The organism is Psychroflexus torquis ATCC 700755 (genome assembly GCF_000153485.2).
Taxonomy (GTDB): domain Bacteria; phylum Bacteroidota; class Bacteroidia; order Flavobacteriales; family Flavobacteriaceae; genus Psychroflexus; species Psychroflexus torquis.
In genome coordinates, this window is the sequence record NC_018721.1 from 2,421,168 (window position 1) to 2,435,307 (window position 14,140).

Genomic DNA, 14,140 nt, shown 5'->3' on the forward strand with positions numbered 1-14,140 from the left:
TAAATACGGCTGTCAAGACCTTTTAAATTTTTATTATCTCTGTGTTACCAAAAAGACTAACCTTGTCCTCTAATCAAGCTTATCAAAATATTTCGTTCAGCTTTTAAGTTAGCTTCTTGTATCAAAGCTACTTTTATTATTTCAATTTTATTTTCATCGTTTAAATAAAGCAAACCCCAATTTTCAGGGAGTTCACTTTCTTTAATCAATCCGCTTGGGCAAAAATAATAGCGATACTCACCAACACCTTTTTCTGAGCATTTCCTAAAGGGTTTCTTACAATCTTTTATGAAATTGCCTTTGCCAACTTTTACTTCTATCATGACGTTGCAAAAGTCAGCCCAACCTATTACATCTGGCTGTTCTGACTCAACCGTTTTCATGTCAATTGCAGGGTTAATCTGCCAATCTTCAGCAGAGGTAGTAAAAGCATTTTTGAAGACATGTTGATTATGCATCAAAACTCTTTTTTCAACATTTTGAGTTTCACCGATGTAGAATCTATGGGATTGTTTGCTATAAATTATATAGAGGAAGTGCATGGGCTAAATATAAAAAAACCTCAACTAATTAAAGTTGAGGTTTAAAAGGTGGTGCCTCCAGCCCCGAAGCCTCGGGGGAACCAGGGTCTATTTTTTATTTAGAATTTCTTTTAAAACAGTAGGGTTTAGGATAATTGTTTGCTATAAATTATATAGAGGAAGTGCATGCGTTAGATATAAAAAAACCTCAACTAATTAAAGTTGAGATTTAAAAGGTGGTGCCTCCAGCCCCGAAGCCTCGGGGGAACCAGGGTCTATTTTTTATTTAGAATTTCTTTTAAAAGAGTAGGGTTTCGGATAATTGTTTGCCATAAATTATATAGAGGAAGTGCATACGTTAGATATAAAAAAAACCTCAACTAGTTAAAGTTGAGGTTTAAAAGGTGGTGCCTCCAGCCCCGAAGCCTCGGGGGAACCAGGGTCTATTTCTTATTTAGAATTTCTTTTAAAAGAGTAGGGTTTAGGATAATTGTTTGCTATAAATTATATAGAGGAAGTGCATGGGCTAAATATAAAAAAAACCTCAACTAATTAAAGTTGAGGTTTAAAAGGTGGTGCCTCCAGCCCCGAAGCCTCGGGGGAACCACGGTCTATTTCTTATTTAGAATTTCTTTTAAAAGAGTAGGGTTTCGGATAATTGTTTGCTATAAATTATATAGAGGAAGTGCATACGTTAGATATAAAAAAAACCTCAACTAGTTAAAGTTGAGGTTTAAAAGGTGGTGCCTCCAGCCCCGAAGCCTCGGGGGAACCAGGGTCTATTTCTTATTTAGAATTTCTTTTAAAAGAGTAGGGTTTCGGATAATTGTTTGCTATAAATTATATAGAGGAAGTGCATGGGCTAAATATAAAAAAAACCTCAACTAATTAAAGTTGAGGTTTAAAAGGTGGTGCCTCCAGGAATCGAACCAGGGACACAAGGATTTTCAGTCCTTTGCTCTACCAACTGAGCTAAGGCACCAGTTTTAATGCGGTTGCAAATATAAAACCATTATTTAATTCTACAAAACAAAACTTGATATATTCTTATCACTATCTTTGACTCTAAATTTTGACATGAATTTAGCTATTGACATAGGGAATACACTGGTTAAACTAGCAATATTTGATCAAGATCAACTGCTAGAAAGCTCGTCATCTTCTTCAGAAAATGTCTTAACACATGTAAATGCTCTTATTGAAGCCTATCCTAAACTCAGTAATGGTATTATATCTTCAACAGCTCAAGTTCCAAAAGACTTAAAAAATAAATTGACTTCACAGCTGAATCTTGTTGAATTTACTCATGAAAGTAAAGTCAATTTTAAGAATAATTACACGACCCCTGAAACCTTGGGTTTAGATAGAATAGCCCTTGTAGTCGCAGCTTCAGAAATTTATCCTAATGCTAATGTTTTGGTCATAGATGCAGGTACCTGTATCACTTACGATTTTTTGGACAAAACAAATACTTACCAAGGAGGTGCTATTTCTCCAGGTTTACAAATGCGTTTTAAAGCAATGCATACGTTTACAGAAAAATTACCGTTGATAACGAAGTCTTGTCAAAACACATATTTCATCGGTAAATCTACCCATGAAGCGATGCGAATTGGAGTTTTCAAGTCAGTTTGCTATGAAATCGATGGTTATATTGAAGATTATCTTGCTGATTATGAAGATTTAACAGTTGTTTTAACAGGAGGAGATTATTATTTGTTGTCAGCATCTATAAAAAATAGCATATTTGCCACTTCGAATTTTTTATTAAAAGGCTTAAATAAAATTTTACAACTCAATTCAAATTAATGCTCATTAGATTTATTCTTTTTACTTCGGCGCTACTTTTAACGACTTCTTCTGTATTAGCACAAGAAAATTCGTCCTCACCTTATTCTTTTCTTGGAATTGGGACTAAAGCCTTTAGAGGAACTGTAGAAAACAGATCTATGGGTGGATTAGGAATGTTGGGAGATAGTATTCATTTGAATTTAAAAAATCCTGCAGCCTACTCAGACCTGAAATTAACAACTTTTACCGCTGGAGCTACAACCAATTCGGTCGAATTGGAGTCTGCTTCTGGTTCTGATGACTTAGATTATTTGACTTTGGATTACATTGCTATTGGACTTCCTTTTAATAATCTTGGTGTAGGTTTTGGAATCAAACCTAGAAGTGCCGTGGGTTATGAGTTAGAAGAAAGGACCACAACAACTGTATCACGTCTAAATGGAAGAGGTGGGCTAAATACGATTCACTTTTCTGTAGGATTCGAGCCCTTTAAAAATTTTAGATTAGGAGGAACTATCAACTATAATTTTGGAGATATTGAGAATAAAAGTCTTATTTTTAGAGATCAGATTCAGTTTGCTTCGAGAGAACTTAATTTTGTCGACATCAATGGTTTGTCTTATAATTTTGGTGCGCTCTATAAATTTAATTTAAATGAAAAATTGACTATTAATACATCTTTGAGGTACGAAACAGGTTCAAGTTTAAGTGTGAATAGTAGAAGAGAACTCGCAACTATTCAAATTGGACAAAACGACACTGAAATTGTTGTAGACGAATTTAATGTGGAGCCTAGAGATTCTGAAATAAAATTACCTGAAATGTTAGCTTTTGGAGCTGGAATAGGTGAAGATAAAAAATGGTTTTTAGGCTTGGAGTACGAACATTACCAAGCTGGAGATTTTTCTTCACTTTCCTATAATTTTGGTCCTGATGTAGCTCAAATTGATGCTAATGTTTTTCGTTTAGGAGGATATTTTATTCCTAGGTATAATGATCCTGTAAGTTACTTTAAACGAGTGGTTTATAGAGCAGGTCTTAGAATGGAACAAACAGGTCTAGAATATCGAGGTGAAGATATTGATGAGTTTGGCATATCATTTGGACTAGGTTTACCTGCAGGTCGTGTGTTTACCAATACTAACTTGGGGGTAGAATATTTTGAAAGAGGAACAACTAATAATAATTTAATACAAGAAAAATTCATTAGTGTATTTTTGAGTTTCTCTTTCAACGATAAATGGTTCATTAAATCTAAATATAATTAAACACTTTAAAATTATGAAGTTTAAAATCGCTTTTACACTTTTTGGAGCTTTCTTCGCTTTAAGTATAGCAAATGCTCAAGATTGTAATGTCACGCTTAGTTTATTTAATGAGAGCGCAAAAGTCAAAAATTTTGACGATGCCTATCCTAAATATAAGGATCTCTTGGAAAATTGTGCTGATTTAAACATTCTTATCTATCAACGTGGAGGAAAAATGCTTGAAGATATGATAGATCTAGCAGAAACTGATGATGAGAAAATGCAGTTTATCCAGGAATACATTGCTAATCAAAAAATGCGATTAGATAAATTTCCTAATGGTACCAAAGAAGGAGATATGCTAGCTGATATAGCAATGATCCAGTATAAAAATAAAATTGGGACTTTAGAGGAAAGACTTGAAGCTTTTGAAGATGTTGTTGAAATCGACAAGGACAATTTTTCTTCACCAGTCGCTATCTATGCCTATTTTAGAATTGCCAATGACTTAAACGATACTGGAGAAAGAGATATTCAATTTTTATTTGATAAGTACGATGAGGTGATTGACTTAATTGAAACTCAAGAAAATGACAAAGCAACTGAAGCTAAACCATTAATAGAAAAACAAGAAGCGCAAGAAGAATTGACATCTAGAGAATCTAGGATTTTAAAAAATTCTGAAATATATTTAAGAAATTACACTAAAATTAAAGGAAGTGTAAACTCTTTGTTAGGGTCTAAAGCAGATTGCGATAACCTAATCCCGCTTTACAATAAAGATTTTGAAGAAAAGAAAAACGATGTAGATTGGTTAAAAAATGCCAATGCGAGACTTTCTGCAAAAGACTGTACAGAAGATCCTTTATTTTTCAAAGTTTCAGAAGCTCTTCATCAAAAAGAGCCATCAGCAAATTCTGCTTATTCTTTGGGGCAACTTGCAGAAGCCGATGGAAATAGATCAAAAGCATTAGAGTATTTAAATGAAGCTGCTGAATTAGCTTCAGATAAAGTTAGAAAATCTAGAATTTACTATAGAATCGCCAATAATTATAAAGCACAAGGAAGTTTTTCTCAAGCTAGAAACTATTACAGAAAAGCTTTAGACAACAAGCCTTCAATGGGGATCGCTTATTTAAAGATAGCGGATATGTATGCTAAAAGTGCAAATAATTGTGGTGAATCTGTTTTTGACAAAAGATCAGTTTACTGGTTGGCTGCAGATTATGCTACAAGAGCTGGCCGTGTAGATCCCTCTTTAAGTTCCACAGCCATCGCCACTGCTGCAAGCTATAAGGGTAGAGCTCCACAAAAATCAGATATCTTTCAAGAAGATGCAGCAGGTAAGAAAATTTCTTTTTCTAATTGTTGGATACGTGAAAGTGTGGTTGTACCAACCCTCTAAAATGACAAAAAAAAAATCACTCATTTACAAAAGCATTGCTGTATGTATTTTTACAGCAATGCTTTTTGCTTGTGAGGGAAACCTAAAAGATGTAAAGGAGATGGAAAAAGATTTTCTAGAACCTCAATCCAAGGTATATGACCTTAATCTTTTTTATACAGACAGTGGCTTTGTAAAAGCTAATTTGAGAAGTCCAGAAATGCTAGATTTTTCTAATAGGGAATTCCCTTTTAGAGAATTTCCTCAAGGTATTGAGCTTGATTTTTTTGAAAAAGACTCTAGTAAAAATACGGTGACTTCAGACTATGCTATTCAATATTTGGAAACTGGACTTATCGACTTAAGACAAAACGTAAGTATTGTGACCTCCGATAGTACAATTATGAGAAGCCCTCAACTTTATTGGGATCAAAAACGGGAATGGCTTTTCACAGATTATAATTACGAATTGCAACTTTCCAATGGGGCTAGAAATCAGGGAGAAGGTTTTGATTCCGATCAGAAATTTAATACCTTCAACTCAAGAACTAATACAGGTATCCAATATATCCAAGACCAATGAAATTTTTCAAGTATTTTGAATTTGCCTATATCGCTTTCGCCATCTTTTTCATCATAGAAGCTATAAGGACTTGGGCAGATAGCGAAGGTAGAGCTTATCTATATCTATTTTTTTCTGCCCTTGCGGTGTTTATGTTTTTTTTCAAAAGACGTTTTAGAAACAAAATTGAACAAAAAAATAAACGATAATGAGTACAGAAGTCCTCATTATTATTTTATGCTTGTTACTTTCGGCCTTTTTTTCTGGTATGGAAATCGCTTTTGTGTCCGCCAATAAGGTGCATATCGAACTTCAAAAGAACCAAAGCAACCTAATTGCCAGTGTGCTTAAAACCTTAACGAAAAAACCTTCCAAGTTTATCGCTACAATGCTGGTAGGTAATAATATCGCTTTAGTGGTATATGGTTTTTTTATGGGCGATCTCATTATGAATTGGTTTGAAACTCTCCGGCCTTTACAAAATGAATTTTTTAGTTATCTTATTGTTGAAGCCAGTTTGTTTACGCAAACCTTAATTTCTACACTCGTCATTCTCTTTACAGCAGAATTTTTACCGAAGGTCTTTTTTCAGATTTATGCCAACGTATTGCTCAAGGTATTCAGCGTTCCTGCATTTATTTTTTATTACTTATTCAGTTTTATTTCCAGTTTTGTGATCTGGGTATCTGATTTTATTCTAAAGAAAATTTTCAAAATTGAAGGGGATAAAGTACAGCTCAACTTCAGTAAAGTAGAACTTGGTGATTACATCAATGAACAAATGGAAACCGTTGAGTTCAATCAGGATGTTGACTCTGAAATACAAATTTTTCAAAATGCTTTACAATTCTCCGAAGTTAAAGCTCGCGAAGTCATGATTCCACGTAATGAGATTGTGGCTGTCGATATTTCGGATGGCATTCAAGACTTAGTCCAAATTTTTACAAAAACCGGTTTGTCTAAATTATTGGTTTATAAAGAAAGCAACGACGACATTGTAGGTTATATCCATTCTTTTGAAATGTTTAGGAATCCACAGGATATCAAAAGTATTTTGATGCCAGTTGTTTTTGTGCCTGAAACGATGTTGGTAAAAGAAATCCTTAATATCCTTATTAAAAAAAGAAAGAGTATTGCTGTGGTTGTTGATGAATATGGAGGAACAAGTGGGATGATGACTGTAGAAGATATTGTAGAAGAGCTGTTTGGTGAGATTGAAGACGAACACGATTCTGTGGTTTTGGTAGAAGAGAAAATAAGAGGTAATTTTTATAAATTCTCAGCACGATTAGATGTAGACTATATCAATGAAAAATATAAAGTAAATCTTCCAGAAAGTGAAAATTATGAAACCTTGGGTGGAATGATCGTAAATACGACTGAAGAAATCCCAGAGGTAGGTGAAGAAGTAGAGATAGACCAATTTAAAATAAAAATTCTGGAAGCTTCTAGCAAAAAAATAGAGTTGGTTTCTATTAAGCTTGACACTTCAGAATAGGGCTATAGCTGGGTTATACTCTATAGTTTTATTTCAATTTTAATTCAAATTTTCCACTTAAAAGAGTTTCAAATATTTTAAACGACAAAATTCTATATATGGGCTAATTATCTTATTTTCGCTCACTAGATTTCTTAAAATATCTTAAAATGGCAATACTCAGTAAAATTAGAGAACGAACAGTTTTTCTTATTGTAATTATAGCTTTAGCTTTATTTGCTTTTGTACTTACAGACTTATTCAAGAATGGAGGATTTTCTTCAGACAAAGCAACTAGCAGTGTTGGTGTAATTGGTGATGAAGAAATTGGTAGAGAAGAATTTGCAGCAGAAGTAGAAAATATTGTACAACAAAGCCAAGGGCGCGTAAGTACATTACAAGCAGCTAACCAAGCTTGGGAAAATAACTTACGAAGAACGTTGTTAAAACAAGAGTTTGAGAGCTTAGGTCTAGAAGTAGGTGCAGACCAGATCACAGATGCTATGTCTCAACAATTAGTTGGAGACCCAAGGTTTTCCAACGATGCTGGGTTTTTTGATGAAGCAAAATTAAAGCAGTTCATAGCTGAGTTGAAGATAACGTCTCCACAACAATATCAACAATGGGTTAACTTTGAGCAATCTATGGAAGTGAATGCAAAGTCACAACTTTATTTTAATATGGTGAAGGCAGGAGTACAAACTACCTTATTGGAAGGCAAACAAATTTATCACCAAGAAAATGATAACCTTACTTTTGAATTCGTAAAAGTTCCTTTTGATAAGGGTGAAGAAGTTGAAGTTACAAAATCTGATATTCAAAATTATATCAACGTCCACAAAGAAAGGTTTCAGCAAGATGCTAAGCGTAATTTGGAGTATGTGTATTTTGAAGAAACGCCTTCAGAAGAAGATAACTCTTTCGTTTTAGACGAGGTCACAAAACTTACGACTGACGAGAAGGTAGAACAATCGGAAGGCTTATCTAATTTTAATACCACAGATAATGTTCAAGAGTTTATTGCTGTTCATTCAGAGACGCCATACAATGATAACTATACCTTCGAGTATAACATGAAAGGTGAATTTGCCCTAGCTATTTTAGAGTTGGATGTGAACGATGTTTACGGCCCTTATTACGAAAACGAAAGCTATAAAATCTCAAAACTTGTAGAGCGTACTCAAAAAGCAGATTCTGTAAAAACGAGCCATATTTTGGTAACTTATAATGGTTCTCGAGTAGACGCTTCAGTAACTAGAACAAAAGAGGAAGCTAAAGTCCTAGCAGATAGTTTAACGGATGTTGTGAGAAGAAATTCTGACAAGTTTGCAGAGTTAGCTGGTGAATTTTCTTCAGATCGCCAAAGTGCAGAGAACGGAGGTCAACTCAACTGGATCACTTATGGAGCTCTTGTTCCAGAATTCAATGATTATGTATTCGATGAAGCTAAAGTCAATAGCTATGGACTCGTAGAAACCGATTTTGGATTTCACGTTATTTATCTTGAAGACAGGACTTCTCTTAAAGATGCTTTAAAAGTAGCTACAGTCACTAAAAGAGTCGAGCCTTCAGAAAAAACACTAAACGAACTATACCGATCATCCAGCAAATTTGAATTATCAGCAAAAGATAATGACTTTAGAAAAGAGGCTGATAGTACTGGGCTTACTGTAAAGCCTGTCAATGGAATTAATAAATTGGACGAAAGTATTCCAGGTGTAGGTCGTCAACGTTCTATCGTAAAGTGGGCTTTTGAAGGAGAAACTAAGACAGGAGACATTAAGAGTTTTGATACAGGAAGCGGATATATTGTGGCAAGAGTGACTAAAATATCTAAGAAAGGCTTACAGTCGACAGAAGAAGCCTCTGCTATTGTTACCCCGATTTTAAGAAAACAAAAACAAGCTGAACAAATTAAATCTCAAATAGAAGGGCAAGACTTAAATGCTGTTGCCTCATTATTTGGGGTGAATAAGCAAAAAGCATCTTCGGTTAATATCAGTAATCCATTTATTCCTGGAGGTGGGACAGAGCCAAAAATAGTAGGTGCTGCTTTTGCTATGAGCGTCAATGATATTTCTAAACCTTTACAGGGAAAAACGGGGGTATATGTTATAAAACTTTTGGAGAAGAACGGGGCACAAGCTCTACCATCTTATAGAGCTGTTGCTAAAGAAGAAACAGAGAAAAGAACACGCTCTTTATTAAACCCTAGAACAAGCCCTATTATCGAAGCTTTAAAGAACAGTAAAGAGATAGAGGACAATCGTCATTTGGTTTACTAATCACTAGGTATTTACTACTAATACCAAATTATATTTATAATGCCGTATGAATAAATTGAATTATACTACGACGTAGCTCAGCACAGGTTTTTTGATTGATTGATTGAAATCAAAAATAACTAGTATAGCCTTAGCTACGGTAATTATTTTTGATGAAAAGCAGGCGAAAAAGAAATGATTTATTGCGTCATTATAGGTCTAATTTGGTATAACTAACAAAACCCCTTTTAGTCCTTACTAAAAGGGGTTTTGTTTATAAAGCCATATCCGAATATTTCAAAATAGTAGGATAGCCTTTAGATTTAAAATAGGATTTCGGATTGCTTTTACTTACGGCCATGACGAAATCTCCTCCCCATGCTCCAAGACTTTTTATGTTACCCTGAAAATCATGAAATAGGTGGTTTTGAACAGGCTCTAATTGAAGAATTTCAGATAGTAAAGATTCGTGACTGTCTATTAGGCTTTGAAAATGCTCTAAAGATTTAACCTTCAACATTTCTGAGGTGATCTCATCAGTTTTTGAAATGTAATCAGCGAGTTGTAATGGTTTGTTTTTCCTATAATTAAAGATAGCACTTCGGCTATTTTGTTTTTGACCTAAATGTACAAAATACACATGAGGTTTTATCGCTTCTGGGATTTCTGCAGGGTCTACTCTTGGTAGATGGTTTTCGAGCTGGTATATTAAAGCTGAACCAGACTCAGCACAAGCAACATCATAACCGCTACCTCCAAAAGTTTTAGCTAATAATTCATAGGGATTTACATTCGCCCACTTTGCAATATTAGCTATTAAAGTAGACGATGTTCCCAAGCCCCAATCTCTAGGAAACTCAAGATTAGTTTCGAACCGATAGTTTTGAGTAAACACTTTAGGATTCAATTGAAAAGCTTCATATAGGATCTGAAAAAGTCGAGTTTCTATATCAGATTCAGATTTTATGTTTTGTTTTGTTATGGATAAAAGATCAAATTCAATATCTAGCCAAACTTCGTTTTGTTGAGTGTAGCTTATCCATCGTGAAAATTGGCTTGAAGAAGGAGAGACTTTTAAGTGTTGCCCAAATTTGCAAGGTATCGCCAAGGCTTTAGCTCCATCGAGTACTAAATATTCTCCTGTAATAAGAAGCTTGCCGTGGCTGTAAAACGTTTGTGTGTCCATTAGGAACGTAGTCTTTCTAGTAAGGAAATCACTTCAGAATGTGTCACTGTATGTGTTTTGAAATACTCCACAGCTTGCATTCGCTCACCTTTGTTAGCTTCAAATTGATTTAAAATATTCATCAAGTGCATTTTCATATGCCCTTTTTGTATACCAGTAGTCACTAAAGAATTGATGGCAGCAAAGTTTTGAGCAAGACCTGCAACTGCTGTAATTCTCATCAGTTTTTCCGCGCTTGGATTTCCCAACATGGCTAAGGAAAGCTTAACTAAGGGGTGTAAACTCGTAAGGCCTCCAATGGTGCCTAAAGCAAGAGGAATTTCTATCCAAAATTTAAAAATACCATGCTTAGCTTCTATATGGGTTAAGCTCGAGTAACTCCCTTCTTTAGCTGCATATGCATGAACGCCTGCCTCCACAGCTCTAAAGTCATTTCCCGTAGCTAAAACCAAGGCATCAACACCGTTCATAATTCCCTTATTATGAGTGACTGCCCGGTAAGGTTCTATTTTGGCGATTTTAATAGCTTGTGAGAATTTTTTAACAAAATGATTAGCTTCTTCTTGTGTTTCGCCAAGATCTGAAATCAGGCAAGAGACTTCAGCTCTTACTAAACATTCTGGAACATAATTAGACAGAATGCACATAATCACCTCTGGAAACTCGTTTTGAGTTTTAAAAGTTTCATAAGTTAAGGCTTCTGCTTCAAGAGTTTGTCCAAACTGTTCTAAACAAGAATTAATGAAGTTTGCTCCCATAGCATCTTTTGTCTCGAAGGTACAATACAGCTGAAAGTAATTGTCTAGCTGTTGGGTTTTGTCTATAAGTTGAATGTCTTTGATACCACCCCCGCGTTTCACCATGTTTTTGGTAATGCTAGCTGTTGCCGAGAAAAATAAAGGCTTTATCTGTGTAAAAAAATGCTTAAGTTCTTCCGTGTCTCCTTTGAAATCAAAATGAACATGGCCTACCTTAGTTGTGCCAAGTACTTCAGTTTTGAATCCGCCTTTGTCTTGCCAAAACTTTGCAGCTTTACTAGCAGCTGCGATTACAGAGCTCTCTTCTATAGCCATTGGGAGTGCGTAAAGCTCACCGTCAATATTAAAATTAGGAGCAATACCAAGTGGTAGATAATAATTGGAGATGGTGTTTTCGGTAAATTCGTCATGTAATCTCTGTAACATTTCATCAGAATTCCAATACTGTTGAATCACTGTTTTAGCCTTTGGGTAATTTGATAAGTAATGCTCTATAACCCATTTCACTTTTTCTTCTTTGGTCAACTTGGAAAAGCCAGATATCTTAGACATTTTTATACTTTAGAATTGATTGACAAAGATACACTTCATAAAATATAAGCTGCTTTAAGCTCGCAAAAAACTGATTCTAAAAAGAGCCAAAGTCATCATTAGTTTAGCGGTGACATATAATAACTTATAGTATTTAGAGTTTAATTGAAAAAGTAATCGATTTTAAATGTTTTTTTAGTAAAATTGATCTCCAAAATATAGTCTATGAAAAGTTCACGTGCTTTTATTTATTTTCTCTACGTCTTTCTCACCTATTCTTCAACTCTTTTATACGCTCAAAATAAAGAAATAACTTTAGAGGAGATCTGGGGTGGCGAGTTTAGCCAAGAAAGAATGCAGTCTCTTCAGTCTCTTAAGGATGGTAAATCGTATATAGTTCAAGATTACGATGCAGCTAGTCAAGATATGAAAGTCGAGATATATAGTTATAAGACTGGTGAAAAAACAGGAACTCTCGTAAGTAGTAAATCTATTCTCGGGTTGGATATGTTTCAGACTTTTCAATTAAGTACCGATGAAACTCAGCTTATCTTAGGAACTGAGGTGGAATCTATTTTTAGAAGATCGTCACAAGGTATTTATTATGTCTACGATTTGTCTTCAAAATCATTATCCAAAATTGATGAAGGCAAAATTCAGTCTCCTACTTTTTCTCCAAAAGGAGGTAAAGTCGCCTATGTGAAAAACAACAATATTTATTCTTACTTCATTTCTACAGGAGAAACCACTCAAATTACTTCCGATGGAAAGAAAAATGAAGTGATCAACGGGGTTACAGATTGGGTTTATGAAGAAGAATTCGCCTTTGTACGAGCTTTTGAGTGGAGTCCAAACGGAAATCAAATGGCATTCCTAAGATTCGATGAGAGTGAAGTTGCAGAATTTTCTATGGATCTATACGGAACTTATGGACAGAGTTTATACCCATCTCAAGATGTTTTTAAATATCCTAAAGCAGGGGAGGACAACGCGAAAGTAAGTTTACATCTTTTTGATTTTGAAGGAAACTCTACTTCTAAAATTGATCTAGGAGAGTATGAATACTTACCAAGGTTGAAATGGACAGCCGACGAAAATCTTTTTAGTGTACAAAGTCTTAATAGATACCAAAATGAGTTGAAGGTCTACTTAGTTGACACTAAAACTAATGAAGCCAAGTTAACCCTCACCGAAAAAGATACTGCTTATGTAGATGTTACAAATGATTTAACTTTTTTGAATAACAACAGTTTTATCTGGACGAGTGAAAAAGATGGATGGAAGCATATTTACCATTACGCACAGGATGGAAGTTTAATTAATCAAGTGACCAGCGGAGCTTGGGAAGTGACTAAATTTTATGGCTTCGATGATAGATCTGGTAGAATTTATTTCCAAAGTACTGAGAATGGTAGTGTAAATCGGGATGTCTACTCCGTACTGGCCAACGCTAAAAATAAATTGAGATTAACGACTAAGACAGGAACCAATAGAGCGGACTTTAGCGCTGACTTTACTTACTTCGTCAATACGTTTACAAACACTGCAACTCCCGCTGTTTATACCCTACATAAAGCTAGTAATGGAGAGATTTTAAGAGAGATAAAAGACAACAAAGCTTTATTGAATACACTTGAGGCCTACAACTTATCTGATAAAGAATTATCTACGATTGAAGTTAATGGAAATGAACTTAATATGTGGATGATTAAGCCTCCTAATTTTAACCCAGAAAATGAATATCCCATATTGATGTTTCAATATTCTGGACCTGGCTCACAATCTGTATCTAACAGCTTTTTTGGCACCAATGATTATTGGTATCAAATGCTTGCTCAGCAAGGATATATAGTTGCTTGTGTTGATGGGAGAGGTACTGGTTATAAAGGGAGAGATTTCAAAAAAGTAACACAAAAAGAACTCGGTAAATACGAACTCGAAGACCAAATTTCTGCTGCAAAATTACTTGGTGAAAAACCATTTATAAATAAAGACAGGATTGGCATTTGGGGCTGGAGTTATGGAGGATTTATGTCTTCTAATGCCATTTTCCAAGCTAACGACGTTTTTAAAGCCGCTATCGCCGTAGCACCCGTAACTAGTTGGAGGTTTTATGATACGGTTTATACAGAACGCTATATGACAACTCCTCAGGAAAACGCTGCTGGATATGATGAGAATTCGCCAATTACTCATGTGGATGAATTCAATTCTGGCAATTACTTATTAGTTCATGGTAGTGCGGATGATAATGTACATGTGCAAAATACCATGCAACTTATTGAGGCATTAGTACAAGCGAATAAACAGTTTGAATGGAGAATATACCCAGACAAGAATCATGGGATTTACGGAGGTAATACACGTCTTCACCTTTATACCTTAATGACAAATTTTATTAAAGAAAAGCTCTAACCCA

General features: G+C 34.8%; 11 protein-coding genes and 1 tRNA gene. 8 read left to right on the forward strand and 4 right to left on the reverse strand.

Annotation, left to right across the window (positions count from 1 at the left end):
• Window positions 1–56 precede the first annotated feature (56 nt).
• Together P700755_RS18765 and P700755_RS10310 are read right to left on the reverse strand one after the other, a co-directional pair.
• On the reverse strand, window positions 57–542 hold the full coding sequence (locus P700755_RS18765) for a GIY-YIG nuclease family protein (RefSeq protein ID WP_083858497.1): 486 nt from the start codon (window positions 540–542) through the stop codon (window positions 57–59).
• 888 nt (window positions 543–1,430) lie between these two features.
• A tRNA-Phe gene (locus P700755_RS10310) sits at window positions 1,431–1,503 on the reverse strand.
• A 95-nt stretch (window positions 1,504–1,598) separates the two neighbouring features.
• Between P700755_RS10310 and P700755_RS10315 the strand changes: the two genes are divergently transcribed.
• The 7 genes from P700755_RS10315 (at window position 1,599) to P700755_RS10345 (ending at window position 9,267) form a co-directional block, all read left to right on the forward strand.
• Window positions 1,599–2,330, forward strand: coding sequence for a type III pantothenate kinase (locus tag P700755_RS10315; protein ID WP_015024609.1), 732 nt, complete (start codon window positions 1,599–1,601; stop codon window positions 2,328–2,330).
• Window positions 2,330–3,580, forward strand: coding sequence for a BamG family beta-barrel-assembly machinery protein (gene bamG, locus P700755_RS10320; RefSeq protein WP_015024610.1), 1,251 nt, complete (start codon window positions 2,330–2,332; stop codon window positions 3,578–3,580). Before P700755_RS10315 ends, bamG begins: the two co-directional genes overlap by 1 nt.
• A gap of 13 nt (window positions 3,581–3,593) precedes the next feature.
• A complete protein-coding gene (locus tag P700755_RS10325; RefSeq protein ID WP_015024611.1) occupies window positions 3,594–4,964 on the forward strand; it encodes a tetratricopeptide repeat protein in 1,371 nt (456 codons plus the stop codon).
• 1 nt (window position 4,965) lies between these two features.
• Window positions 4,966–5,526, forward strand: a complete 561-nt coding sequence (gene lptC, locus P700755_RS10330; protein ID WP_015024612.1) for an LPS export ABC transporter periplasmic protein LptC — start codon at window positions 4,966–4,968, stop codon at window positions 5,524–5,526.
• Window positions 5,523–5,714 carry a hypothetical protein gene (locus tag P700755_RS10335; RefSeq protein ID WP_015024613.1) on the forward strand — a complete coding sequence of 64 codons (192 nt, stop codon included), beginning with the start codon at window positions 5,523–5,525 and terminating at the stop codon, window positions 5,712–5,714. Before lptC ends, P700755_RS10335 begins: the two co-directional genes overlap by 4 nt.
• A complete protein-coding gene (locus P700755_RS10340) occupies window positions 5,714–7,003 on the forward strand; it encodes a hemolysin family protein (protein WP_015024614.1) in 1,290 nt (429 codons plus the stop codon). The genes P700755_RS10335 and P700755_RS10340 overlap by 1 nt, the downstream gene beginning before the upstream one ends.
• Before the next feature lie 149 nt (window positions 7,004–7,152).
• Window positions 7,153–9,267, forward strand: a complete 2,115-nt coding sequence (locus P700755_RS10345; RefSeq protein WP_015024615.1) for a peptidylprolyl isomerase — start codon at window positions 7,153–7,155, stop codon at window positions 9,265–9,267.
• A 253-nt stretch (window positions 9,268–9,520) separates the two neighbouring features.
• On the opposite strand, the gene P700755_RS10350 is transcribed toward P700755_RS10345, so the two are convergent.
• Window positions 9,521–10,432, reverse strand: coding sequence for a GYDIA family GHMP kinase (locus tag P700755_RS10350; RefSeq protein WP_015024616.1), 912 nt, complete (start codon window positions 10,430–10,432; stop codon window positions 9,521–9,523).
• Window positions 10,432–11,742 carry a hydroxymethylglutaryl-CoA reductase, degradative gene (locus P700755_RS10355; protein ID WP_015024617.1) on the reverse strand — a complete coding sequence of 437 codons (1,311 nt, stop codon included), beginning with the start codon at window positions 11,740–11,742 and terminating at the stop codon, window positions 10,432–10,434. The genes P700755_RS10350 and P700755_RS10355 overlap by 1 nt, the downstream gene beginning before the upstream one ends.
• 204 nt (window positions 11,743–11,946) lie before the next feature.
• Between P700755_RS10355 and P700755_RS10360 the strand changes: the two genes are divergently transcribed.
• Window positions 11,947–14,136: a S9 family peptidase gene (locus tag P700755_RS10360; RefSeq protein ID WP_015024618.1), complete on the forward strand. Its 2,190-nt coding sequence runs from the start codon at window positions 11,947–11,949 to the stop codon at window positions 14,134–14,136.
• Window positions 14,137–14,140: the final 4 nt, after the last annotated feature.